Origin of the sequence: Actinoplanes sp. NPDC051346, from assembly GCF_040682215.1 — a bacterium.
In the GTDB taxonomy this organism is placed as follows: domain Bacteria; phylum Actinomycetota; class Actinomycetes; order Mycobacteriales; family Micromonosporaceae; genus Actinoplanes.
Genome location: NZ_JBFBAJ010000002.1, coordinates 739855 through 764718, shown reverse-complemented (window position 1 = coordinate 764718; position 24864 = coordinate 739855). Strand labels below are relative to the sequence as shown.

Annotated in this window: 19 protein-coding genes, 1 tRNA gene and 1 pseudogene; 10 read left to right on the top strand and 11 right to left on the bottom strand. The window is 69.6% G+C overall.

Annotated elements, in window-relative coordinates:
• Positions 1 to 17: 17 nt before the first annotated feature.
• The 4 genes from AB0M36_RS07680 to AB0M36_RS07665 all read right to left on the bottom strand — a co-directional run bounded on the left by AB0M36_RS07680 (position 18) and on the right by AB0M36_RS07665 (position 5483).
• Positions 18 to 1802, bottom strand: a complete 1785-nt coding sequence (locus AB0M36_RS07680; RefSeq protein ID WP_364153934.1) for an ABC transporter ATP-binding protein — start codon at positions 1800 to 1802, stop codon at positions 18 to 20.
• Positions 1799 to 3712 carry an ABC transporter ATP-binding protein gene (locus tag AB0M36_RS07675; protein WP_364153933.1) on the bottom strand — a complete coding sequence of 638 codons (1914 nt, stop codon included), beginning with the start codon at positions 3710 to 3712 and terminating at the stop codon, positions 1799 to 1801. The genes AB0M36_RS07680 and AB0M36_RS07675 overlap by 4 nt, the downstream gene beginning before the upstream one ends.
• Positions 3713 to 3732: 20 nt before the next feature.
• On the bottom strand, positions 3733 to 3888 hold the full coding sequence (locus AB0M36_RS07670; protein ID WP_364153931.1) for a hypothetical protein: 156 nt from the start codon (positions 3886 to 3888) through the stop codon (positions 3733 to 3735).
• 179 nt (positions 3889 to 4067) lie between these two features.
• Complete coding sequence (locus AB0M36_RS07665; RefSeq protein WP_364153928.1) at positions 4068 to 5483, bottom strand: MATE family efflux transporter; 1416 nt, start codon at positions 5481 to 5483, stop codon at positions 4068 to 4070.
• A gap of 167 nt (positions 5484 to 5650) precedes the next feature.
• Here AB0M36_RS07665 and AB0M36_RS07660 point away from each other — a divergent pair.
• The 10 genes from AB0M36_RS07660 (at position 5651) to AB0M36_RS07615 (ending at position 16565) form a co-directional block, all read left to right on the top strand.
• A tRNA-OTHER gene (locus AB0M36_RS07660) sits at positions 5651 to 5779 on the top strand.
• A 36-nt stretch (positions 5780 to 5815) separates the two neighbouring features.
• Entirely contained in the window at positions 5816 to 7960 is a 2145-nt protein-coding gene (locus AB0M36_RS07655) for a hypothetical protein (RefSeq protein WP_364153926.1), read from the top strand.
• A 720-nt stretch (positions 7961 to 8680) separates the two neighbouring features.
• Positions 8681 to 9127, top strand: a complete 447-nt coding sequence (locus AB0M36_RS07650) for a helix-turn-helix transcriptional regulator (RefSeq protein ID WP_364153923.1) — start codon at positions 8681 to 8683, stop codon at positions 9125 to 9127.
• Positions 9128 to 9175: 48 nt separating this feature from the next.
• A complete protein-coding gene (locus tag AB0M36_RS07645; RefSeq protein WP_364153921.1) occupies positions 9176 to 9679 on the top strand; it encodes a hypothetical protein in 504 nt (167 codons plus the stop codon).
• A gap of 12 nt (positions 9680 to 9691) precedes the next feature.
• Positions 9692 to 10897, top strand: coding sequence for an MAB_1171c family putative transporter (locus AB0M36_RS07640; RefSeq protein WP_364153919.1), 1206 nt, complete (start codon positions 9692 to 9694; stop codon positions 10895 to 10897).
• Between the two features lie 5 nt (positions 10898 to 10902).
• Positions 10903 to 11769: an oxygenase MpaB family protein gene (locus AB0M36_RS07635; RefSeq protein ID WP_364153916.1), complete on the top strand. Its 867-nt coding sequence runs from the start codon at positions 10903 to 10905 to the stop codon at positions 11767 to 11769.
• Between the two features lie 276 nt (positions 11770 to 12045).
• The gene (locus tag AB0M36_RS07630; RefSeq protein ID WP_364153914.1) at positions 12046 to 12876 is read left to right on the top strand and encodes a DUF3626 domain-containing protein; all 831 of its coding nucleotides are present in this window, start codon (positions 12046 to 12048) and stop codon (positions 12874 to 12876) included.
• 83 nt (positions 12877 to 12959) lie between these two features.
• Positions 12960 to 14426: a hypothetical protein gene (locus AB0M36_RS07625; protein ID WP_364153911.1), complete on the top strand. Its 1467-nt coding sequence runs from the start codon at positions 12960 to 12962 to the stop codon at positions 14424 to 14426.
• A gap of 76 nt (positions 14427 to 14502) precedes the next feature.
• A complete protein-coding gene (locus tag AB0M36_RS07620) occupies positions 14503 to 15939 on the top strand; it encodes an IS1380 family transposase (protein ID WP_364154290.1) in 1437 nt (478 codons plus the stop codon).
• 383 nt (positions 15940 to 16322) lie between these two features.
• On the top strand, positions 16323 to 16565 hold the full coding sequence (locus AB0M36_RS07615; RefSeq protein ID WP_364153908.1) for a hypothetical protein: 243 nt from the start codon (positions 16323 to 16325) through the stop codon (positions 16563 to 16565).
• 313 nt (positions 16566 to 16878) lie between these two features.
• Here the strand turns inward: AB0M36_RS07615 and AB0M36_RS07610 are convergent, their stop codons facing one another.
• The 7 genes and pseudogenes from AB0M36_RS07610 to AB0M36_RS07580 form a co-directional block, all read right to left on the bottom strand.
• On the bottom strand, positions 16879 to 17460 hold the full coding sequence (locus AB0M36_RS07610; protein WP_364153906.1) for a DUF6461 domain-containing protein: 582 nt from the start codon (positions 17458 to 17460) through the stop codon (positions 16879 to 16881).
• A gap of 339 nt (positions 17461 to 17799) precedes the next feature.
• Entirely contained in the window at positions 17800 to 19113 is a 1314-nt protein-coding gene (locus AB0M36_RS07605; RefSeq protein WP_364153903.1) for a tannase/feruloyl esterase family alpha/beta hydrolase, read from the bottom strand.
• Between the two features lie 17 nt (positions 19114 to 19130).
• The gene (locus AB0M36_RS07600; protein WP_364153900.1) at positions 19131 to 21011 is read right to left on the bottom strand and encodes a helix-turn-helix domain-containing protein; all 1881 of its coding nucleotides are present in this window, start codon (positions 21009 to 21011) and stop codon (positions 19131 to 19133) included.
• The gene (locus AB0M36_RS07595) at positions 20996 to 21751 is read right to left on the bottom strand and encodes a 3-hydroxybutyrate dehydrogenase (protein WP_364153897.1); all 756 of its coding nucleotides are present in this window, start codon (positions 21749 to 21751) and stop codon (positions 20996 to 20998) included. The genes AB0M36_RS07600 and AB0M36_RS07595 overlap by 16 nt, the downstream gene beginning before the upstream one ends.
• Positions 21752 to 21819: 68 nt before the next feature.
• Positions 21820 to 22737: pseudogene (locus AB0M36_RS07590) on the bottom strand (branched-chain amino acid ABC transporter permease); the annotation flags it as partial.
• Entirely contained in the window at positions 22734 to 23606 is an 873-nt protein-coding gene (locus tag AB0M36_RS07585; protein WP_364153894.1) for a branched-chain amino acid ABC transporter permease, read from the bottom strand. The gene AB0M36_RS07585 and the pseudogene AB0M36_RS07590, both read right to left, overlap by 4 nt.
• The gene (locus tag AB0M36_RS07580; protein ID WP_364153892.1) at positions 23606 to 24859 is read right to left on the bottom strand and encodes an ABC transporter substrate-binding protein; all 1254 of its coding nucleotides are present in this window, start codon (positions 24857 to 24859) and stop codon (positions 23606 to 23608) included. The genes AB0M36_RS07585 and AB0M36_RS07580 overlap by 1 nt, the downstream gene beginning before the upstream one ends.
• Between the last annotated feature and the right edge of the window lie 5 nt (positions 24860 to 24864).

Sequence of the window (24864 nt, the reverse complement as noted above, 5' to 3'; positions counted from 1 at the left end):
TTGACAAGCGACGTTGCTCACCGATAGGCCGAGCTCTGCAACGAAAACAGTTCCGCATACGTTCCGCCCAGCGTCATCAACTCTTGGTGGCTTCCCGACTCCGCGATGCGACCATCGCTCACGACGAGGATGAGATCCGCCATGCGCACAGCGGACAGCCGATGCGAGATGAGCACGGTGATGCCGCCATACCGGCCACCCAGTGCACGCGCGGAGGCGGCATAGCGTTCGAGGATCGCATGCTCGGCCAATGGGTCCAACGCCGACGACGGTTCGTCGAGCAGCAGCAACAGGGGCCCCTCGCGCATCATCGCCCGGCTCAGCGCGATCCTCTGCCATTGACCGCCCGACAGTTCGATACCTTCCTCGTACGCCTGCCCGAGGTGCGTGTCCAGCCCGTCAGGGAGCCCGTCGACAATGGCGTCGGCGTCGGCGCGGCGCACCGCGGCACGCACCGCCGTGTCGTCGTCGGCGCGAGGCAGATCGCCGAGTCCCACACTGCGGCGAGCGGGCGCGTCGAATCTCACGAAGTCCTGGAAGCCGGCGGCGAGGCGAGCGCGCCATAGTTGTGGATCGATCGCGGACAGCGGTACGCCGTCCACCATGATCTGGCCGGACGTCGGCTCGTAAAACCGGCACAGCAGCTTGACGAGCGTCGACTTGCCGGCACCGTTGTCGCCCACCACGGCGACGGCCGATCCGGCCGGGATGTGCACGGTCACGTCGCGCAGCACGTCGCGATGTGCGTTCGGGTACCGGAACGCCACCTCCAGCAGGTCGATCCCCCGGCGCATCGTAGGCGGCGGGGACAGCTCCCCCGACACGGCACCACCGCTTTCCGCCTCCGTGCGCAGCCATCGCAACCAACTCATCGTGCGCCCGTTGCGTTGCAGGTCCTTCGCGATCGCGACCGCACTGGCCGCCTGCGCGTTCGTCTGCACCGCCAGCGTGATCACGAGGACGACGTCGCCCACGGACTGCTGGCCGGTGATCGCGGTCCGGACGACCAGCACCACCGCGCCGACGTACCCCACGGCGAACGCGAGCTGCCCGCCGAGGCGTAGCAGCAGCGCCCAGGTCTCGGCGCGGTGCAGCCGGCGTTCGACGCCGCGGCGGGCAGAGGCTTGGCGTTGCCGCAGCGTCGCCTGAAGCCCGAACAGCCGCACCTCCTTGGCCGCCGTCGGACTGACGGCCAGCTCGGTGAGGTGCCAGCCGAGCCGGGCCTGCTCGGACGCGGCGAGCTCGGCGCGCTCCCGGAGCCGGTCCGCCCAACGCCCGGCAACGAGCGGTGGTGCGGCGAACGCGGGCAGGAGCAGCAACCAAGGCTCGACCCGGGCGAGCAGGACGGCCGTCAGCGTGATCTGCACCAGCAGTGTGCCCGTACTGAGCACTGTCTGCACGGCCTGCCCGATCGAGCCGCCCTCCTTGCGCACGAGCTCCAGCCGGTCCGCGAAGTCCCGCCGCTCGTGCTGCTGCAGACCGAGCGTGCCCTGCGCCAGGTCCCCGATCTCCTGCTCTACCCGCAGTGTGTGCATGTCCTTCAGCTCGAAGAAGAAGATGTGGGCGAAGTGGTCCATCGTGAGCGCGCAGAGCGCGGTCAGAGCGACCGCCCCGGCCGCCAGCACGGCGAGGCGGAGGTCGTGCCGCTGGATCGCGTTGGTGCTTGCTGCCAGAAACAGCGCCACGAGCGGACCACTGATGCTGCCGACGGCCATCAGCACCGCGGACACGAGAAGCCGGCGACGGCTCGCCCGCCAGCTCGAGGCGAGGACATCCCACATGCCCGACAGGAGCCCGCTCATCGTCGTACCCCCTCTGCCTGCTCGCACGTTGTCGGCTCGTCATCGTCGCTGAACCGGTCCGCCTGATGGGTGAAGAGGTCCGCGTACCGGCCGCCCATCGCCATCAGCTCGTCGTGTGAGCCGCACTCGACGACCCGCCCGCTCTCGAGTACGGCGATACGGTGCGCCCGGCGTACGGCCGAGAAGCGGTGCGAGATCACGATGCTCGCCACTCCTTTGGTCAGGGCAAGGAACTGCTCGAAGAAACCCGCCTCCGCCCGGACGTCCAGGTTTGCGGTCGGTTCGTCCAGCACGAGGACGCGGGCCCCGGCGTCGACCGCGAGCAGCGCGCGGCTGATCGCGATGCGTTGCCACTGACCACCTGACAGGTCGACGCCACCCTCGTACTGCCGGGACAGCACCGTGTCGAGCTGCCGGGGTAGCTGCCGGACGGTGTCACCGACGCCCGCCCGGTCCAACGACCGCCAGATCGCCGCGTCGAACGAGGCCCCGTCGCCGGCGAGATCCACCGCGCCGAACCCGACGTTGTCGCGTACCGACAGCTCGAAGTGGACGAAGTCCTGGAAGATCGCGGCCAGCTGGCGCTGCCACGCGCCGACGGCGAACGACCGGATGTCCACGCCGTCCACCAGGATCGCGCCGCCGGTCGGTTCATAGAGCCGCGCGAGGAGCTTCACCAGCGTCGTCTTACCGGCACCGTTGAGCCCTACGATGGCCAACGACTCCCCCGCCCGAATCGTGAGGTCAAGGCCGTCCAGAACGTCCGGGCCATCCGGGGTGTACCGGAACGAGACGTCGCAGAACTGGATCTCCCTGCCAGGTCGGCCGGCCGGGTCGCCGGCGGCGCCGACGAACCGCGTCGCCGCGTCGGCTGCCGTCGTGATCTCCTCGAACCGTCGTACCCGGTGGTAGCTCAGCGTGCCCAGGTCGGTCTGGGTATCCGCCTCGGCGATGAAGCCTCCAATCCGGATCGCCGACAGCGCCGCCTGCGTGACGACCATGAACGCGCCGATCGTGACCGAGCCCGCCGCGGACGCGCCCGCGACCAGCGCCAGCGTCGCGGTCAACGCGACGCACGCCACGAGCGTGTACACGACGTACGGTCCGTAGAAGATCTGCCGGCGCGCCTGCCACACGGGCCGTGCGTTCGACATCGTCGCGGCGGTGTAGCTATCCTGCGCCCAGGCGAGCAATCCAAACAGGCGGATCTCCTTCGCCGCCGGGGGCCGCGTCAGCAGATCGCGGAAGTACCAGCGACGGCGCCGCGCCCGCGCCTGCGAGCGGTAGATGCGCCCGAACGCGGTCAGGCCGAGCCGGTACCCGAACCGCAGCACGAGGGCGGCGCCGAGCAGGAGGACCCCTGCCCACCAGGCGGAAGCGACCGCTCCGGCGACCGCGGCCAGGATCACCTGCACGTACCGGGACACCAGGGCGACGGAGCCCGCGACGGCCGCGCCCGGCGTGAACTCCGCGATGCGCAGCAGGTTGACCGCGTCGACGATCTCGTCGAGTGCCTCCGGGTCCTCGAGGACCGCCACCCCGCCCCCGGTGAACGACGCGGCCATCAGCCGGTCATGGACGTGATTGTCTACCCGGTACGCGACACGTTCCCCAAGATGAGCCTGAACCGGCAGCAGCAGCTGGATGCCGAAGAAGACGACCGCCGTGACGACGAGGTGCTCCCGCAGCACGTCCCAGGAGGCCGAGTCGACGCCGTCGACGACAGCCGCCGGGACGGACGCCACCAGTTGTGCCGTCACTAAGATGAACAGCACCGGTAGAACGCCGGCGACGAGCTGCACACACAGCGCTAGGCTGACCAACACCGGGCCGCCGCGCGGCATGAGACGGAGCACGTGCCACCGCTGCGCCACGCCCTCCCGCATGCCGTCCGACAGTTCCGCCCACACAGAGCGCTCAGCCGATCTCATCAGGCGTCGGCGATCGAATCCAGGGAGCCGTGCTGGCTCGCGTGCGTGAGCGCGTCGACGGCCGTGATCTCGTGCCACGGGAAGTGCCGACCGGTGTAGTGGACGAAGTTGACGCCGACGAACCCGGCTCCGCCGGCAACGGGCAGGCGAGTCATGCTCTGTATCTTGGCAGCAGCGTCGGAATGCCGCTGCCCCGTGCCACCGCGCGCCGGTGCTGCCGACCGTTGTGCGCCGCTGTCTGGTGTGGCCGGTAGGAGGCGCGCCCTTGCGCACCACGGCGCTCGAACGCGATCCACGGCGCAGTCTCGGCGAAGATCTCCGACCGTGCCGGTCGTCATGTCATCGCGGCTCGAGGTCGCAGGAGTCGCAGGACGACGAGGGCGATCAGCGCGGAGGCGAGCTCACCGATGGCGAGGCCGGCCCAGACGCCGTTGGGTCCGACGTGGCTGAGGGCGATGACCAAAGGGGCTTTGACGGCGACCAGCGTGCCGACCGAGATGACATACGACGGGGTCACGTGTCCGAGCGCTTGGAAGAAGGCCGAGACCAGAGGCGCTACACCGGCGACGGCGATTCCGAGCGCCATGATGCGCAGTGCGTGCCGGGCGGTGGTGGCGGCAGATCCGTCCTCGATGAAGATCCCGACGAGATCCTCGGCGAGCAGAACGGCGGCACCGGCGACGGAGATGCCGTAGAGCAGAGTGGCGCGCAAGGAGAGCGCCTCAGCGCGTCGTACTCGGTCGTGCCGGCGGCGTCCGGCGTTGTAGCCGACGATGGGTTGCAGGCCCTGGCTGATGCCGAGCTGAGGCATCATGACGAACGTCTGGATGCGGGCGCAGACGGCGTATGCGGCAAGGGCGACCACTCCGCCGACGTGCGCGAGGCTGTTGTTGACGAGCGCCGCGAGCAGTGTGGCGCCCAAGCCGGCCAGACACGACGGGGCGCCGACTTTGCACAGGGCGCGGACCGTAGGGCCGTGGTAACGCAGCTCGGCCTTGCTGATGTAGTACGGTCTGCGGCGCTGGCGGAAGAAGAACCAGACGCTCATGGTGGCGGAGACGGCCTGACCGCCGACGGTACCGAGGGCCGCACCGCGCACGCCCAAGTCGAAGCCGAAGATCAGCAGCGGGTCGAGGGTGATCTGGACGAGGACCGGGACGACCCAGAGCATCGTGGAGAACCGCATGCGTCCCTCGGCACGGACTAGGCTGGAGAATCCGGTGGAGACGAGCGCGCCCGCGAAGATGATGACCGCATAGTCGCGGGCGTCTGAACGGGTGCTCCCGTCGGCGCCCAGCACGGTCAGCAGCGGCCCGATGGCGAGCGTTCCCGACACCGTGATCAGGACCGCGGTGGCCCAGAATACCGCGAAGGCGTTGCCGGCCGATCGGGCAGCGCTCGCAGGATCTCCCGCACCGAGGTGACGGGACACCAGCGACGCGCCGCCGACGCCAACGCTGGTCGAGACAGCGCCGAGCAGGAGCAGGACGGGAGCGACGAGGTTGACGGCCGCCATCGCGTCGGGGCCGACGCCGCGGGCGACGAACCAGGCGTTGGTAAGCGCGTAAATCCCGTAGACGCCGACCGACAGGGTGGTCTGGGTGCAGGCATGCCACAGAAGCCGCCCGACGGGCCGGGTGCCAAGGGCGGCGGCGTGGTCGATCGGGTCGCCTGTCGGTGGTGTGGCGTTCAGCGCGATCTCCCGAACCGGACCATCATTGCGAGCGTCGTGCGAATCGGGCCATGTCATTCGGCATAGCAGACCCCAGCCGATCATGTCGCGTGTAGCGCGCCTACGAGTCCCCGTCGGACGGCTCATCGCGCCGGCGCCACCAACCCTCATCGTCATGGTCGAGCACGGCGCAGCAGACACAAATTCGATGGATCCGTTCGGCGGAGCGTGCAACGATCCGTATCGGGCCGTTAGCTCAAGGGGCAGAGCATCTGACTGAATAGCAATTCCGCTTCCCGCCTGCGCGGTCATGGAAATGCTTCCTTCTTCATTTTGTAATCAGAGGGTTCGGGGTTCGAGTCCCCGGCGGCCCACGACAAGAAATCGAGCCGGCAGAGACGGAGGAGCGCGTGTTCGAAAAGCTGATTGTCACCCGGACGCTGCGCGTGCCGGCGAGCACCGGGACGGCGGGCGATGGTTCGACGGTGGCTCGACAGCTGGACGCGGCGCTGCTCAGCGTCGGGTTTTCGGCGGAGAGCGCGCTGCTCGCTCACGTCGGCGGGCTGGCGATCGGGCCGGCGATGGACCTCGCGGCGACGGTGGTGGCGGGCGTACGGGAACTCGTCGGTGACCACGTCCGGCACAACGCGTACTTCATCGGGTTCCCGCACGACGTGCCGGACACCATGGAGTTTTGGCTGGACCGCCTGCGGGAGGCGGTGCTCGCCGGCGGCGACACGGCCGGAGTACGGCTGCCAGACGGCGGTCTGAACCTTCTCGAACTGCCCGGCTACGGCACCTACCAGCACACGTACGCCGAGCTGCTGGCCGCGCACGACGAACTGGTCGCCAAGGCCGGCGACCGGGTGACGCTACTTTGCCTCGGTGACAGCGCCGAGGCCGAGACCGAGCGGCTCTATCTGGCCCTGGCCGGGAGCGTGACTCCGCTCGGCGAGGCGGACCTGGCGATCCTCGGCGAGCTCGCCGCCGCGTGCGCCGACGGCGCGCAGCCGGACGTGATCCCGGTTCGGGAGAACCGTGCCGTGCTCAACGGCGTCCGGCTGAGCCTCGGCCGGCCGCTGCTGGCCGTGGACACCACGACCGACGTGCTACGCCTGGCCTGTGGGGTCTCCGGCGGCGACGCCACGCTGCGGACGCCGACGAAGTTCCGGTCGTTCCGGCGCCCGGAGCGCCGCGTGCTGCTGGCCGCCCTCGACGAGGTCGTGGGCGCGAACGCGGGGAAGCTCGGCGACGTCGCCCGCTACGCGGAGCCGTGGAAGCGGCTCGGCGAGCGGCTGCACCCGCACGAGTTCCCGAACTGGCCGCACGCGCGCGCGGTGTTCGAGGTGGCCCGCCGCGAGCGACGGGTGCTGAGCATCGCGGGTCGCGCCGAGGTGGCGTTCCGAGACGGCGCCACGCAGAAGGCGGCCACGGTGCTGTCGGCCTCGCCCGGCCTGCTGCTGCGCTCGGCGGACCGGCTGCTGAGGCAGGCACCGGCAGCCGAACGCGCCGCCGTGGTGGACGCGGTGACCGGCGCGCTTCCCACGGCCTCGGGACGGGTGCTGCTGTCGCTGCGCGAGCACGTCGGCAACCGGCTGACGCCCGCGTCGGCCCGCATGTACGCAAGCCGCTCGCGCAACTCGTGGATCGGCCCGGACACCCGGGCACCGCTGCCGCCCGAACTGGTCGGCGAGCTGTCGGCGCTACTGGACGAGGAGATCGGCGGGCGGCTGCCGCCTTTCGAGCACCCGCTGCTGGTGGACCCGGCAGTGCTCGACGTGGCGCTGCCGCTGAGCGGGACGGCGTCCGAGGGCGGGTTCGCGGTGCTGCCGCGAGGCTCGCGGGCGTCCGTCGAGGGCGAGCTGCTGCGGTTCTTCATGTACTGGCGGCAGACGGCGAAGCGTACCGACTACGACCTGTCTGTGTTGCTGCTCGACGATGAGTTCCGCACAACCGGTCAGGTGTCGTTCACGAACTACCACCACGATGGGGTCGTGCACTCCGGCGATGTCACCGAAGCGAAGGAGGGCGCTACGGAGTTCATCGACGTGCCGCTCTCGCTGCGCGGGCGCTACGTGGTTCCGCAGGTCAACATCTACGCGGGCGAGTCGTTCGACGACGTCGCCGAGTCGATGTTCGGCTACCAGATCCGTGAGAAGAGTCAGCGCGGAGCCCCGTTCGACGCACGGACCGTGCGGGCTCGCTCGACGATGCGTGGCCCGGGCCGCGTGGCGCTGCCGGTGGTGTTCGCCAAGGGCGAGCGCGGCTGGCAGGCCGTATGGCTGCACCTGTACCTGCGGGGCACACCGACGTTCAACCAGGTGGAAACGAACCAGTTCACCACCTTGGACCGGGTACGCGCGCTGATGGAGCGGCACTATCTGACCATGGCCTACCTGATCCGCCTGTGGCGCACCCGCGCCGAGGTGACGATGTGGGACGGCCGGCTGCCCGACTGGCCGGTCACGTTCGTGGGCCTCGAGGCGCCCGGCGGCCTGCCGGACGGCTCGGAGGTCTTCACGCTGGACCGGCTCGGCGAGCTGATCCCCGAATAGGCTTGACGGCCGAGGCCATGCGGGCGCTTCCTGCTATGCGTTCGATTCGCGTACGCCGCGCAAGCGGTGACGGTTATCAGCGCCCGCGCTCTCCTCGGCCGTCATGGTCAGCCATCGCGGCAATCCACGCGCAACGCGAGTGCCTTCGCGCGTCCTTCGACCCACACCTGCTACCCGCAGACCCGGTTCATTCGCGCCAGTGCGCACGGCGGCGGGAGGCGCCTCCCGCAGTGACACGGGCACCCACGACTGGCCGCGGTCAGCGATTCAGGGCGCTCGCTGTTGGCGCCCATGGAATCCGGCCTGTTCCGGCGCGGTGAGCCCTCGGCCAAGAACGGTTCGCGGTCGGCGGCAGGGCGGGTGGACGCCCGGCACGACGTCACGGGGGGATGTCACGTCGTGCCGGGCGCGATCGGGCGGGCCGGGCACCCCCGTTCGCGCGGCTGGCGGGCCGCAGGGTCCTGACTAGCCCCCGCATCCCGAGCCACTGACCCGCACCGCCCGCTGGATCGAGACCCGGGCCCCGTGGACAGACCGGCAGCGCCCATCCCAGAGGGACTCGGCGCTAGCCGGACGTGAGACCATTTCGGACGATGCCCGCGATCTCGAAGCGCGTCGATCATACGCACACTGTTGGTGATAGTGTCAACCCGCATAGACATCAGCGAGCAGCGCTGTAAACGCCCGCGACCCTTTCACGCGCCTCCGCCAGGAGCTCCTATGGACGAGAGTTCTCCACAGCAGCCCGAATCGTCGCTCGCCGACCGGCTGAACGCCCTGTTCGACAAGGTGCGCAAATCCGACGGGACGCCGTACTCCCTGCGGGAGGTCGCGGACGCGGTCACCGCCGCGGGCGACCCCATCTCCCATGCCTACGTCGGGCACCTACGCTCGGGCCGCAGCACCGACCCGACCCTGCGCCACATGAAGGGCTTGGCCAGGTTCTTCGGCGTCCCGGTCGAATACTTCACCTCCGAGGCCATGGCCACCGAGGTGGACAAGGAGCTGCTGCTGGCGGCCGCCCTGCAGCAGGTCCGTGCCCGTACGGTGGCCCTGCGCCAGTCCGTCGTCCCCCAAGCGCGAGAACAGATCGGCGCCATCACCGAGCTCCTGCGCGTGATCGCCGACCTGGAACAGCGTCGCGACACACCCAGCGAACAAGCTTGAACGCAGATCCAACGATGGATCTCCATCGACCATGAAGGTGAGGAACGCGTGTCACTGAAGCAGGTACGGCGGCGCTGCGAGCACCTGGCTCGTCGCATCGAGGTGCCCGACCCATTCGACATCGAGCTCCTGCTCGCCGACCTCGGCACCCGGCGCGGACGCCCGATCGTCCTGCTGCCGTTCGCCCTACCAGTCGGGGCGCCGTCCGGGCTGTGCGTGGCCGCGGCCACCGCGGACTACCTCGTAGTGACATCGTCGGCCACCGGAGCACAACGCGACCACATCGTGCTGCACGAGCTGGCGCACCTGCTGCTTGGGCACCGGCTGCAGGCCCTCGAGCCCGACGCCGGCGGGCAGCTGTTCCAGCACCTCGATCCCGCCGTCATCCGCGCGATGCTGGGCCGCACCACTTACAGCACCGTCGAGGAGCAGGAAGCCGAGATCCTCGCTTCCCTGCTTGGCCAACGTGCCCACCCGTGGGCCTCGCCCGCCCCCGACAGCGGGAGCGACCCGGTCGTCGAGCAGCTCGGCCGCTCGCTGGAACACGGATAGAGCGGGCACAGCATGGACGCGACCTCCACCGTTTTCCTGTTCTGCGCCACCGCGGCGTGGATCGCAGTCGGCTACAAGATGCTTGCCCTGCGGCGCGACCCCCGCAACGCGGCGCTGTGGGTTCTGACCGCCTCCATCGCGCTGCCCGCCACCGGTTTCACGGTCGCCGCGCCGATCATCTACCCGCACCTCGGTCGGGTCTCCGGCATCCCCGATCTGGCCACCCTGATCGTCTACGGCTGCATCATGGGCTACGGCATCGTGGTCTCCATCATGCTGTTGCTCTGGTACAAGCCGGCGCGGCAGGCCCGCCGGGCTGGCGCCGCCCTTCTGGCGTTGTACGGCGCCGCCCTAGCCGCCATGGTGGCCCTGTTCGTCAGTATCGACACCCACGCCGAGCACCCGACCGACTTCGACGAGACCTACGGGCCCACCGCCGCCGGCGGCGCGTTCCTGCTCGTCTACGTGAGCCTGCACGCCACCGGCCTGACCGCCACCGCAGTCCGCAGCCACCAGTTCGCCCGCCACGTCACCCGCACCGGCGGGCACCCCTGGCTGCGGCGCGGGCTGCGCACGGTCGCGGTGGGCTCCTGGGCCGGCCTCGGCTACGCCGTCTGCAAGTCCATCTTCGTGGTGTCCGCGTGGTCCGGGGTGTACCTGCCGCAGGTGAGCAAGCTCGGTGTGCTGTTCGCCTGCCTGGCGTCCCCGCCGCTGGCCGCCGGGCTGACCATGCCCTCCTGGGGGCCGAAGCTGACCGCCGGCACCGCCTGGATCCGCAAGCAGCGCCAGTACCGCCAGCTGCGTCCGCTGTGGAACGTGATGTACCGCGCGGTCCCGGGCATCGCGCTCGAGCAGCCGACCGCCGGCTGGGCGGCGCTCCGCGACCTCGACTTCCGCCTGTACCGGCGCCTGGTCGAAATCAGGGACGGCCGGCTGGCCCTGGCGCCCCACCTGCCGGAAACGGTGGACGGCGCGGAACAGCTGGCCGCCACACAGCAGCTGCCCGTCGAGGTCGTACGCGAGGCGCTCCGGCTGCGCGCCGCTGCCGACCGGGTCCGGGCCGCCGAACTGGCCCGGCCGGTGCCGCCCGGCACCGGAGTCACACCCGCACCCGATCGCAGCGACGACGTCGACTGGCTGATTCAGCTCGCCACTGCCCTCGACCGGATTCCCGCCGCCCGGCCCGAGACCCGCGTGCCGGCCACCGACCAAGGATGACGTTCATGCTGCACCGTCGCGGACGCTACGACCGCCTCGCCGACATCCGCCGCCGTGACCCCGTCGCTGACTACCACGTCATCTACCAGGCCACCGCGCTGTACGAGTTCCCCTTCGACACCCGGATGGGGCTGCTGCTGGCGTTCTGGCGCACCTTCGCCGTGCCCTCCATCGCCGAGGTCCTGGCGAAAACCGGCGAAACCATCCACCGCACCGACCGCCGCGCCGACGACACCGGCATCCTCATGTACACCCTGATCAAGTACGGGCTCGACCATCCGTACGGACGCACCGCCACCCGTCGGCTCAACCAGATCCACCGGCTGTTCACCATCAGCAACGACGACTACCGGTACGTGCTGGGCACCTTCCTCTTCGCGCCCGCACGATGGATCGACCAGCACGGCTGGCGGCCGCTGTGCTGTCACGAACGCGCTGCCATGCTGACCTTCTACACGACGCTGGGCCGGCGCATGAACATCACCGACATCCCAACGACGTGGGACGCCTACGAGACCTTCTACGACACCTATGAGGCGCAGCGGTTCGCATACACCCCGGCCGCGGCGCAACTGATGGCGGCGACCGAGGGTCTGCTTGGTGCTTCGTCCCGTGCCTTGACACCCCTGTCCGGCGGCATCATTCGGACACTGCTGGACCCGCCGCTGCGCCACTCCACCGGAGTCGCCGCGCCACCCCGATGGGCCAGGGCGCTCCTGACCGCCGCACTGGGTGGTCGGGCCGCATGGCTGCGACACGGTGCGCGGCCCCGCAGCCGCGGCTGGCTGGACGAGGGAATCACGGCCAAGACCTACCCCGACGGCTACGATCTGGCCGCGCTGGGACCCAGCGGGCCGCAGCGGACCGGCTGACGCCGGTCAGCCTCGGCGCCAAGGATGATCTTGGGTCCAGCGGTCCCCGGCTGATCCACCAGCAGACCGGCGAGGTGTGGTGGTTCCCGGACACCGGCGTGACCTGGCTCGACGACGTCCAGGACTGACCATCGCCCGCCGATGACGAGCCACCACCCACCGCACGAAAGCGCCGATGAGCGGGCACTTGCAAGGCTCTGTGAGAATCTCCGGGTGCATCCATCGCCGGATACCTCGCGGGCCGCAGCCGCAGTGGCGCATGTACGCAACCTGGCCATGGGTGAGCCGGTCGACCCGTCCTGGCGGGTAACAGTGCACTTCCATCCCGACCGCCTCTTCGGCGACGTACCGATCCTGCGCGCGATGGCCACCGATGGTCGCTACTGCTCACAGTTCGAGACCGCTACCAGCAACGGCGGGCTGAGCTGCCACCCCGGCGGAGACCGCTGGCGCTGGGAAAGCCGCCTCTTCGGCGGTGTCTACGACGACGCCTCACCGGCGGCGCGCCCGGTCTACGGCTCCTTGAACCACCGCCACCGGCCAGCCGGCGGATCACCGCGGTTCGGCTCAGCACACCTGCGCCTGAACGCGGCCACCCTGGCCCGCACCACCTTCTGCTATCCCGACAGCGTCTTCGAGCCCGCCGCGCTGGGCACCAGCGACCGCTGCGCCTTGGCCGAACTCGCCGACGCCGACGACAAGGAGCCCTTGGACGACTACGTCGAGGCGCACGTACACGGCGGGGTCTGCTTCGCCCGCGACGTCGAGGCGCTCGTGCTGGATCCGTGCTTCCGAGGCACCGAGGTCGAGGCCGACGCACACCAGCTCGGCGTGCCCGTGCAATGGCACCACGGCTTCCGCGCCCACATCGAGGACATCGCCGCCCACCCCAGATACCGCGGCCCGGACATCGTCGCGGCCGCCGCCCGCATCGCCCGTCAGGGCGTCCTGGATCCCTTCATCGTTGGTTCGGCGGTCCGTAAAGGGCTCTTCGACGGGCAAACCCTCAAGCGCGTATGGCATTGCACCGCCCACTTCGGGCACCCCAACCCCTTGACGACCACACGCTCACGCCGCCCGGGACGACCAGCAGACCCCTCCTCTTGAGGCTCCCGCTCGCTCTTCCCGAAACGTTCGCCGCATCGACGCGCGTATGTAGATGTTCGGGATTTGGGCCATATAATCCGGGCGTGGACGACCGGCATGAGGCAGGCGACAGGACCTTGGCAGCCGTGTCCGGCTGGGAGCGACTGTTCGTCGACTACAACCAGTACAACGTGTACACCGTGCCTGGTGCGTCCCGCCTGGACATCTACTGGCTCGGCGATGATCTGCTGCACGTCGGCGGGCCGAGCCTGCTTACCGGCTTCTGCGGCGAGCACACCGGCTGGATCCAGGCACGCGTCCGGGTCCTGCCCGCCCCTGCGACACGGGTCGACGACGGTTGGGACGCGGTCAGTGAGGCGACTCTGTGGTGTCCCAGCGGCCGGCTGTTCATCACCGGCTTGCTGGGCGGCAGCACAGACGCCCTCACCGACCTCGCCGTCCCGCGCGGCTTGATCCGGGTACGCCTCCACGCACGCAATCGGATCCACGAGAGCGTACGCACCGACGGCGACCCTCCCGAACAGCATGAGATCCACGCCTGGGCGGTGTCCGCTGAGACGTCCTGGCGCACCGTGCTCGCCGACCCGAACGCCCGCGCCTGGCAGCAGCAGCCCACCAAAGCCGCCGAGTGGGCAATGCTGTCGCTGGTGCCGCGGCCCTCCGAGCGCCCGGACATCCTGCCGCCGCTGCCGATCGATCCGTTCGACGACGACACCGGTCTGTCCCGGGTGACCGTGGTCCGGCACCTGCCCGCACCGGTCGAGCTGCCGACCGGCGTGCTGCCCGCCGGCGACCTGCAGGTCCGGCTGGAACGCCTCGATGGTCAGACCGTGACGTGGTCGTGGGAGCGCGCCAACGAGCCGATCTTCCCGAAACCGCTGACCATGCTCCCCGACGAGCAGCCGAGCACAGTCCGGCTGACGTCCGGCCCCGACGGCTTCACACTGTGGCACGAGGGTGTGCGCGGCCGGCACGCCGCGGCCCTCGGCATGCTCTGGGATCATCTGCTCGACGCCCCCGGCTCGTTCCCATGGATGGACACGCTGCGCGCACAGGCAGCCGAGGCGACCAAACTGGCCGAGAAGTACCGCCGCTTGCAGGCCGAACGCGACGCCGAGACCTGGGGCGGGCCACCACCGCCAGAGCACCTCCGCAGGACCTACTGCCGGGCACAACAGCTGGCCCGGATCGACCGCCCACTGCTCGACCGCATCGACGCGCTGCCCGCCGCCCGCCAGCGCGAGGTGGCCCGCTGGGCTGCCCGCCGCGCGCTTCGGGTCGCGGGGCTGGAGCAGATTGGATGGATCGCCGAGGCAATCACCGCCGCCGACGCCGACCGCCCGCTGCCCCCACCCTTCACCGACCACAGCGCGGCCTTCCAGCGACTCATGTCCGATCCCGAGGTGCCGCATACCACCGTCGCGCTGGACACCGACCCGAACACGATCGGCGTGCCACCCGGCGGGATCAACATACTTCAGCAGTCTGTCGCGTTCGCCGCTCTGACCGCCCTGGCCAATGGCAATCCGCTAGCCTCGGCCCTTCAGTAAGGGCGGCCGGCAGCGGTGGCAGGGAACGCGAAAGTGCCTTCTGGTCTGGAACGATGGGACTTGTCTAGGGTTCCATCTGTCCGTCTCGGAAGGCACTTCCAGGGTGGAGAGTACCGGCACGCGTCCGAAGGTTGTCGTCACTGGTGGGGCTCGGGGTGTGGTCGGTCATGCCGGCACCCGCCTGCTCGCTGATCTGGCCGACAAGACCGGATTGACCAGGGGTTTCGTTCAAGCGTTGGGGTTAGATCGGGTGCGCCGGTCGGCGCATGAGCCGGGCCGGGTCGCGGTCGATCTGGCCGTGTTGCTGGCTGACGGCGGCGAGGCGATCGGGGATCTGGCGGTATTGCGGCAGCAGCCGGGCCTGTTCGGGGCGGTAGCCTCCGACGCCACTGCTTGGCGGGTCCTCAACAGCATCGACGAGTCGGCCTTGCAGCGGCTGCGGGCCGCTCGCGCCGCCGCCAGGGAACTGGCCTGGGCCCAGCTGGTCGAGACCCGCCGGTCGTTGCCGGCCACGACAATTCTGGGCCAGCTGCTTGCGGGGTTCGTCCTGGACATCGACGCGACGATCGTGCTGTCGCATTCGGAGAAGGAAGCGGCGGCGCCGACGTGGAAGCACACGTTCGGTTTCCATCCGCTGCTGTGTTTCCTCGACGCGACCGGGGAGGCTTTGGCCGGGATGCTGCGGCCCGGTAACGCCGGATCGAATACCGCCGCCGATCACGTCACCGTCCTCGACCAGGCACTCGAACAGATCCCGGAGCAGCATCGTTACGGCACTGCGATCCTTGTTCGCTGCGATTCGGCGGGCAGCAGCCACGCGTTCCTGGCCCATATCCGCGGCCTGCGCGAGCATGGCCTGGATACCGAGTTCTCCGTCGGTGTCGCGATCGGCGAGCAGGTGCGCACGGCGATCACCGCCGCCCGGGTCTGGATCCCCGCTCTGGACGGCGATGGCAGCCTGCGCGACGAGGCACAGGTCGCGGAGCTGACTGGCTTGCTCGACCCCGCCGTGCTGGCCGGGTTCCCAGCCGGCACGAGGCTGATCTGCCGACGCGAGGTCCCGCACCCCGGCGCTCAGCTGTCGCTGTTCGACCAGATCAACGGGATGCGGCACCAGGTTTTCGCCACCGACACACCACACGGCGCCGGCCTGTCGATCCAGTTCCTGGAGGTCCGCCACCGCACGCACGCCCGGGTCGAGGACCGCATCCGCTGCGGCAAGAGCACCGGGTTCGGCCGATTCCCGTCCCGGCAGTTCGCGATCAACCAGGCCTGGCTCGAGCTTGCCCTGACCGGCGTCGACCTGCTCGCCTGGACCCGGCACCTGCTGCTGGACGGAGCCCTCGCCCTGGCCGAGCCGAAGAAACTACGCTACCGGCTGCTGCACGTCGCCGCGAAGATCAGCCGCACCGCCCGGACCACCACCCTGCGCATCGCCGAAGGCTGGCCCTGGACCGAACAGCTCCTCCGGGCGTTCCAGCGACTCGGTGAACTACCTGAACCCGTTACCTGACAACGAAATCCGCCGCACCGACGACCAGGACCCACGGAGCAACCCGGCCTACGGCCGGGCGACCACCGCTGCCCGCCGCCGCCATCGGTAATCCCGGACAACCATGATCACCATCCACACCGAGCCGCGCCGCTTAATGAAAGGCGGAGGCTAGTCGCCGCGATCGACGCCGTCTACAACGCAACGATCGCCCACGACGACAACCGTGAACGATTCCTCGCCGAAGCCCACCACACCGCAGGATGAGGCTCCGACACGACGGCGGAGTCGGCGGCGCTGGTGGGCACATCAGTCACGCCAACATCGCCACCGCGGGCTCAGCGCTTGCAGGACCATCATATCGACAGTCCAATGAGGTGGGTGCGTTGTGACAGGATGGCGGCATGAACAAAACCATCGTTTACCGGCGGGAAGCGGACAACAGCACCGACAGCATCACTGTGATGGCGTACCTCGGCGCCGACGACAACAGCAAAGACGAAATACGAGTCATCCATGCTTCCGGCGGTGAAGTGACCAGCGACTCGATCGCGTTCTGCGACTACGGCGGCGAGCAGTGGCTGAACGACCGTGACGAGGAATGGCTTCGTCAAGGATTCCGGCTTACTACCGTCGAGAATGAATGAGCTCTTCGGCAAATCACCGATCACGTGCACGCGGCCAGCAGCGGAAGCCGCGGGGAGCGAACTTAAACAGCGGTGGCAGGAATGCCAACAGGAGGATCAGAGCCACCAGAAGCGCAGGTCCTCAGTCCATGAAGTCGAACAGCGCATCGTCCTCTATCCCGGTGGGATCGATGTTGTCACCGGGATTGCCGGCTGCGTAGGCGTACCGATTGCTCACCGGGGCCGTGGCCGGGCAGCCCGAACCCGCGTAGGCGAGGAACGACGGATCTGCATTGCAGATCCGTCGGTCCTTTCGGCCCTCGCCAGCTATCCTTTAAAAGGTTGCACACAAATATTGAGAATTGTCTAGAATTTCGAGAGATATCCTCACCTCTGTGATCATCTCCGCCAGCGCCATAGCCGCAGGAAGATAAACATCAGAATCGTCAGTCAGGCCGCTCTCCCGGTCAAGAAAGCCAGCCTCAACCAACATGCTTCCCATCTGACCTGCGCGCGCCCCGGCAATATCCCAGTGTGATTGCAGCTCAAATTCGGCTTGCACGACTCCATCCTCGGCCCAGATGAATCTTGTATCCCCGTTGATGGTGCTCACGTGCGAGACCAACACAGTTCCCTTTGAGATTCCTTCTGCGACTTCGCGAGTTGCCCCGCGCCACCCATGGGGTTCAAATAGGAGAACATGATTGCCCACCGCAGCCACAGCAACGACGCTGGTCGGGTCTTCGACCTCTTGCGTCTCCTGCCATACTGCGACCATGTCTGACATTTCGCGTACGCCATCGGCGCCGAGGCGACGAAGAACCTCACTCTGCGAGCAATTCCTGACGATCGTTAAACAATAGGTATTACTTTCATAGTCAGCGAACCATGCGTACTTTTCTGCGAGACCTGTCACCGACCTAGGGTCTCAAAATCGCGGGGTTTCCGCGTCTAGGTCGACCAAACAGACTCCGACACGGCCGCAGCCGGCCGCACCCCACTCGGGCGAAGCAGAGCGCAGGCTACGAGGTCCGGGGCGTCGCCGATCCACCGGGCGTAGATCAGGTGCAGCAGCGACGGCAACTAAGACACGATCGTTCGCCGGGGTGACTACCTCGGCAATCATTGTTTCTGGGCCCGGTTGGTAGGTCAGCCGTAGGCCGATCCGGCTGTACAGCTCTGCCCTGTCGCGCGGGTCCGCTTCCCGCCGAGAAGGCGACCCGCGCCTGTACCCCACCGTACGCGCCCGATGCGGTCACCCGAGAGAACAGCTGTTCGCTAGGTCACCGACGGCGGGGCGGGGCAGCGTGCTCGAGGCGGGTGGCGGCGTACCGTCCTCGACCCAGCCGGTCAGCGAGGTGAAGGCGCCGCGGAAGCACGGCAGGATCGGACGCAGCCGGTCCGGGTACGTGTCGTAGAGCCCGTCGACGTGATTGCCGTCCTCGACGCGGTAGTAGCGGAAGATGCGGTCCCGGTGGCGTGAACGCACCATCTCCGCGTACACGTCGGAGTCCTGGGTGATCGGCAGCAGCGTGTCGAGCGTGCCGTGCAGGGTGATCATCGGTCGCTGGATCCGCCCGGTCAGGGCGATGCGCGCGATCGCCGCGCGCACCGACGGCGGCCGCAGCTCGTAGTCGTAGTCGGCGTCGCAGGCTGGCGTGCCGGGGGCGCAGAACGGCGTGCCGGCCTCGGTGGCGCCGTCGTAGCCCGGGTCCAGTTCCTCGCGATAGATGCGCTGGGTGAGATCCCAGTAGACCTGGTGGTGGTACTCCCAGAGGAATTCGGAGCCGGGTGCGAAACCGGCGGCCAGGATCGCCGCATGGTCCGGGTACGCACGCAGCGTCGGCGGCAGGAATGTCAACAGGCTCGGACGATCGGGATGCCACAGCGTGCCCTCCCAGTCGACGCCGCCGTCGTACAGCTCAGGGTGGTTCTCCAGCTGCCAGCGCACGAGGTAGCCGCCGTTGGACAGTCCAGCCGCATAGGTGCGCCGGGGCGGCCGCCCGTAGTTCCGTGCGGCCGCCGCCCGGGCCGCGCGGGTCAGCTGGGTGACGCGGTGGTTCCACTCGACGATGGCGTCGCCGGGGCGCTTGCCGTCACGGTAGAAGCCGGTGCCGACGTTGCCCTTGTCGGTGGCGGCGAACGCGTATCCCTGGGCGAGCACCCAGTCGGAGATGGCGACGTCGTTGGCGTACTGCTCGCGGACGCCCGGGGAGCCGGCCACCACCAGGCCGCCGTTCCAGCGGTCGGGCAGCCGCAGCACGAACTGGGAGTCGTGGTTCCAGCCGTGCGTGGCGTTCGTCGTCGAGGTGTCCGGGAAGTAGCCGTCGATCTGCACTCCCGGCACGCCGGTGGGGTTGCGGGTCGCGGCGGAGGTGAGGCCGGCCCAGTCGGCCGGGTCAGTGTGACCGCTCGCCACTGTTCCGGCGGTGGTCAGGTCGGCCAGGCACGCCACCGTCTGGTACGCGGCACCTGGGACGAGCGGGCCGGGGGTACAAGCCGGCGCGGTGGGGGCGGGGATCGGGCCGGCGACGAGGGCGGCGGCCAGGGCCATGGTGACGGGGAGCACGACGGTTCCTCCGGTGACTAGGGTTGCCCGTTCTGCAGGCGGTGCAGGCGCAGGGCGAGCTGGAGTTCGAGGCCGCGGTCGGGGCGGTGCCAGTCGGCGCCGAGGACCTGGCCGATCCGGGCGATGCGCTGGGTGATGGTGTTGACGTGGACGTGCAGCGCCTCCGCGGCCCGGACGGCGCTGGCACCGGACTCGAAGTAGGACTCGAGGGTGCGGACGAGGGCCGTGCCGCGCCTGCGGTCGTACTCCAGCAGCGGGCCGAGGGTGTCGTTGACGAACGCGCCGACGTCCCGGTCCGTGCCGACCAGCAGGCCGACGAAGCCCAGCTCGGCCGCGCTGGCGGCGTCGCCGGTGCGGCCCAGCGCGGTGAGGGCCGAGGCGCAGCGCTGCGCCTCCGCGTACGCCGACGGCACGTCCTGCGGTCCGGTGAGCGGGCCGGCGCCACCGCCCGTCACCGGGGAACCCAGGTACGCCCCGAGCTCGCGCACCATCCGGCGGGCGGCGTCGCCGGGATGCTCGCCGACGACGAGCAAGGTCACGTTGCCGTCGCGCTGGGCGGCCAGCCCGCCGCAGGCCGCCGCGTGGGCGGCGCTCCACTGGGCGGCCCGGTCCCGCTGGCGAGGCGGGCAGGCCAGCACCACCAGCACGTGCGCGACGTCGAGGTCGACGCCGAGCCGGCGGGCCCGCTGCCGGACCCGGACCGGGTCGTCGACCCGGCGGCTGAGCAGATCCTCCAGCAGCTCGCCGCGGACCCGGCTCTCGGCCTGCGCGAGGCTGCGCCGGAACAGCAGCAGCAGGGCGGTGACGACACCCGCGCGTTCGAGGATGCGGGTGTCGGTCTCGCTCAGCTCCTTGGGCGCGTGCAGCACCAGCGTGCACAGCGCCTCGCTGCCGGCGCCCGCGGCGAGCACCCAGTGGTCGCCGGAGCGGGTGGCCCGACCCAGGCTGCTCCCGGCGGTGGCGCCGGTGAGCGAATCCAGGTCGGCGATGACGCCCACCGCGGTCAGGCAGTGCCCGTCGGCGTCGAGTATCGCCAGCTCGCCGCCGAGCACCTCGGCGACGACGGCGGCGAGGTCGTCCAGGTCGCCGCCGCGCAGGATCACGTCCGCCATCCGGTCGTGGGCCTCGGCCGCCCGCTCCAGGGACTCGCTGTGCCGGCGGACGACGGTGTTGACCGCGCCCAGTTCCTCCAGGGCGGCCCGGGTCTCGCCGAGCAGGCGGGTGTTGTCCAGCGCCACTGAGGCGTGCGCAGCCAGCGATCCCAGCAGCGTCACCTCCTCCCTGGTGAACGGCCGGGCGCTGCGGTTCGCGGCGAAGAGCACGCCGAGTCCCCGGGTGCCCAGCCGCATCGGGACGCCGAGGATGGCGACCAGCCCCTCCTCGGCGACCGCGTCGTCGATCTCGCCGGTGTGCTGGAACCGGGCGTCGGCCGCGTAGTCGGCGGTGACGTAGGGTGCCGCGGTCTGTGCGACCAGGCCGCCGAGGCCCGCGCCGGGCGCCAGCCGCAGCTGCTGGAAGCGGGCGGACACCGAGCCGTGCGTCACCCGCATGTACGTGTCGCCGCGCTCCTCGTCATTGAGCGTCATGTACGCCAGGTCGGCGTCGAGCAGCTCGCGGGCACGGCGGACGATCGCGGCCAGCACGGCGTCGAGATCGCGCAGGGTGGCCAGGTCCCCGACGGTGTCCACGAGCGCGCTGAGCTCGGCCTCCCGGCGGCGCCGGCGCTCCAGCAGCGCCCGTACCCGCAGGGCTGCCGTCTTCAGCCGCTCCAGCTCGGCCAGCGTCTCCGGCGGCGCGCCGTCGGCCCGTGCGGCCAGCAGCGGACGCTCGAACTCGATCGGCGCGGCCTCGCGCAGCAGCAGCTCGAGGAACGCCGCCGCGGTCAGTGTGCCGTCCATCCGCCGTCCATCACGAGAGACGCGCCGGTGACGAAGGACGCGTGCGGTGAACAGAGGTACGCGACCAGCTCGCCCACCTCGGCCGGCTCGAGGAGGCGCTTAATGGCCGCCGGGGCGAGCATCACCTGCTCGATAACCTCCTGCTCGGGCAGGCCGTGACTGGCCGCCTGCGCGGAGATCTGCGCCTCGACCAGCGCGGTACGCACGTACGCCGGGTTCACGCAGTTGGACGTGACCCCACGCTCGGCACCCTCCAGCGCGATGACCTTCGACAGCCCCTCCAGCCCGTGCTTGGCCGCCACGTACGCCGCCTTGTACGGCGACGCGCGCAGCCCGTGCACCGACGACACGTTGACCACGCGGCCCCAGCCCTGGGCGTACATGTGCGGCAGGCAGCGGCGCACCAGCCGGAAGGGCGCCTCCAGCATGAGCCGCAGCATGAGGGAGAACGTCTCGGGCGGGAACTCGTGCAGCGGCGCGACGTGCTGGAAGCCGGCGTTGTTGACGACGATGTCCACGGCCGGGTCCAGCTGGTCGACGGCGTCCAGATCGGACATGTCGACAGTACGGGCGCTGCCGCCGATGGCCTCGGCCACCCGGGCGGCCGCGTCGCCGTCGCGGTCGAGCACGACGACGCTGGCCCCGGCCCGCGCGAGCCGTTCGGCGCAGGCCCGCCCGATCCCGCCGCCCCCGCCGGTCACGAGCGCTGTCCGGCCGACGAGCTCTTTCTCCGTTTCCATGAACCCTCCACGATGTTGTTGATCGGGCGCGGGGCGGTCCGGATCGGGGGCTTCAGGCGGCGGGCGGCGCCCCACAGTCCTTGGCGGAACAGGAGCACGACGAGGACGAAGACAGTGCCCGTGACGATGCCGATGCCGTCGAAGCCGGAGGTGGAGAGATAGTCCTCGAGCTGTACGACCAGGGCGGCGCCGAGCGCGCCGCCCCACAGCGTGCCGATGCCTCCGAGGACGACCATCATCACGGCCTTGCCGGAGGTGGTCCAGTAGACCTCCTGCAGCGACGCGAAGCCGTGGCTGATCGCGAACAGGGCGCCGGCCAGGCCCGACAGCCCCGCCGACAGCACGAACGCGAGCAGCTTGTACCGCTCGACGGGATACCCGATGGCCCGGGCGCGGGCCGGGTTGTCGCGGATCGCGACGAGCACGTGCCCGAACGGCGAGTGGACGATGCGCCACAGGCAGAACAGTCCGAACAGGATGATCGGCAGCCCGGCGTAGTAGAAGACGAACGGGTCGCTGAGGTCGAGGCCGAACAGCTCGCGCGGGATGCCCTGCAAGCCGTTCTCGCCGCCGGTGAGGCCGCGCCACTGGTTGGCCACGAAGTAGACCATCTGCGCGAACGCCAGCGTCACCATCGCGAAGTAGATGCCGGTGTTGCGGACGCTCAGGTAGCCGATCGGCAGCGCCAGCGCGGCCGCGACGACGCCGCCGCCCAGCACCGCCACCGGGAACGGTAGTCCGCTGTGGATCGCGATCAGCCCGGAGGCGTATGCGGCGCTGCCCCAGAAGGCGGCGTGGCCGAACGACAGCAGGCCGGTGTAGCCGAGTAGCAGGTCGACCGCCGCCGCGAACAGCGCCCAGGTCATGATGTCCATCGCCACCGGCGGGTAGATCAGCCACGGCAGCGCCAGTGCGACCAGCAGGCCGGCGGCGAGCAGCAGGCGGCGGCCGGTCGCCGGGGTGTGCCGCAGCAGGTGGCGGATCACGCGGGGGCCTCCTCGCGGCCGAAGAGCCCGGCGGGGCGCCACAGCAGCACGCCGGCCATGATGATGAAGATGAGGGTCTGCGACAGCGCCGGCACGTACAGGTTGCCGAGCGCCTGGACCAGGCCGATCGCGAAGCCGGCCAGCACCGACCCGAACACCGAGCCGAGGCCGCCGATCACCACCACGGCGAACACCGCGATGATCAGGTCGGCGCCCATCAGCGGGTTGACCGCTCGCATCGGCGCCGCCAGCACCCCGGCCAGTCCGGCGAGCGCGACCCCGAAGGCGAAGACCGGGGTCACCCAGCGGCCCACGTTCACGCCCAGGGCCCGGCTCAGCTCCGGTCGCTCGGTCGCGGCCCGGACCACCATGCCGACCCGGGTACGGGTGAGCACCAGCCACACCGCCGCGCACAGCACGACCGCGGCGGCGAGCACGAACACCTGGTAGGCCGGGTAGTCGAACAGGCCTAGGTTCACCGATCCGGACAGCTCCGCCGGGCGCGGGTACGGCTGCGACTGCACGCCGTACTCGCGCTTGACGGCGTCCTGGAGCACCAGCGTGAGCCCGAAGGTGAGCAGGAAGTTGTAGAGCGGGTCGAGCGGCGCCAGGTGGCGAATCAGCGTGCGCTCCAGCACGGCCCCGGCCACGAACAACATCGCGGGTACGGCGACCAGCGCCGCCCAGAACGGCACGCCCACCCCGGTCAGCAGCACGTACGCGCCGAAGGCGCCCAGCATGAAGAAGGCGCCGTGGGCAAAGTTGACCACTCCCAGCATGCCGAAGATGACGGCGAGGCCCAGCGCCAGCAGCGCGTAGAAGGCGCCGCCGACCAGCCCGTTGAAGCACTGCTGCAGGAAGCTCGTCATCAGAGCGCGCAGCCGCCGGCGGTCTCCGGTCGGAACGCCTGGTCCGCCGGGATGGTCTTCAGGATCTTCTCGTAGTCCCACTCGGTGGTGACCTGGCTCTTGGGCTTGACCTCGGCCAGGTACACGTCGTGGATCACCCGGTGGTCCTTGGCGCGGATGGTGGCGTTGCGGGCGAACACGTCGTCGTACTGGTAACCATCCAGCTTGGACACCACGTCGTCGGACTTGTCGGTGCCGGCCCGCTGGACCGCCTCGAGGTACTGCGTCGCGGCCGAGTAGTTGGCCGCGTGGGCGAACGACGGCCGGGTCCGCGTCTGCGCGGTGAACCGGTCGGCCCACTGCCGGTTGCGGTCGTCGAAGTTCCAGTACCAGGCGTCGGTGAAGGTGGTGCCGGCGAAGGAGTCCGGGCCGAGCGAGTGGATGTCGGTGATGAACATCAGGCCGACGGAGAGTTTGATGCCCTTGTCCCGTAGCCGGAACTCGTTGTATTGCTTGACCAGGTTGACCAGGTCGCCGCCGGCCTGCATGGTGCCGAGCACGTCGGGCTTCGGGCTGAGGCCGGGCGCCTTCAGCAGGAACGTGGAGAAGTTGTCGTTCGGGAACGGCGTGGGGTCCTTGGCGATCACCGTGCCGCCCGAGGCGCCGATCGCGGTGCTGAACGACTTCTCCATGTCCTGCCCGAACGCGTAGTCCGGGTAGACGATGTACCAGTTCTTGCCGCCCTGCTGGGTCACCGCCGACCCGGTGCCGTTGGCCAGCATGTACGTGTCGTACGCGTAGTGGAAGGTGTACTTGTTGCACTGCTTGCCGGTCAGCTCGGTGGTGGCCGCGCCGATGTTGAAATAGAGCTTCTTCTTCGCCTTGGCCACGCCGGCCACCGCCAGGGCGGCCGAGGACGTGGGGACGTCCAGGATCACATCCGCCTGCTGGCGGTCGTACAGTTCCTGGGCCTTGGAATTGGCGATGTCGGGCTTGTTCTGATGGTCCGCGGTGACCACCTCGATGGCCGAACTGACGGCCTTGTCGCCGTATTTGGCCTTGAAGTCGGCGACTGCCATCCGCACCGCCTCGACGCTGTTCTTGCCGGAGAGATCGGCGTAGACGCCGGACTGGTCGTTGAGGACGGCGAGCACGATCTTGTCGCCGCTCACCTTCTCGTCGCTGCCGGCGCCGGGGCCGCCGCGGCCGCATCCGGCGACGAGCAGGGTGCCGGCGGTCAGCGCGGCACCCAGCGCTCTGGTGGTCTTTCGCATGGGGG